The organism is Caulobacter sp. 602-1, assembly GCF_003931565.1.
Taxonomy (GTDB): domain Bacteria; phylum Pseudomonadota; class Alphaproteobacteria; order Caulobacterales; family Caulobacteraceae; genus Caulobacter.
Genome location: NZ_RRYI01000033.1, coordinates 1 through 424, shown reverse-complemented (window position 1 = coordinate 424; position 424 = coordinate 1). Strand labels below are relative to the sequence as shown.

The window sequence follows — 424 nt, the reverse complement described above, 5'->3', positions numbered from 1 at the left end:
ATTGATGCCGCCCATGGCAACTGCGGCAAGGATGAGAATCGTGAAGCCGGGGTCATCGAAGAGATTGCCGAACGTTTGGCGGCCGGCGAACAGGGCATTACCGGTGTGATGATGGAAAGCTTCCTGGTGGGAGGCCATCAGAAGCCGGCCCCGCTCGATCAACTGGTGTACGGTCAGTCCGTCACCGATTCCTGCGTGCCGTGGGATCGCGCCAACGAGCTTTTGCACACGCTGGCCGACGCCGTAACGACTCGCCGCGCGCTCCATCGCTGACAATCTGGGTTTGTTCCCGTGACACCCTATCCTTGGGAAAGATAGTAATCCAAGGAGAGATGTTATGCAGCAGCAGGATGGCAGCGCCACGGCCACGCACCCGTTGCAGGTCGGCCCGCAGCCGTTGAATACGCCGGAGGAGCTTCGCGCG

Annotated in this window: 1 pseudogene; it reads left to right on the top strand. The window is 61.1% G+C overall.

The annotated features are described in order from the left end of the window. Window positions 1-273, top strand: a pseudogene (locus EIK80_RS25120) (3-deoxy-7-phosphoheptulonate synthase); the annotation flags it as partial. Between the last annotated feature and the right edge of the window lie 151 nt (window positions 274-424).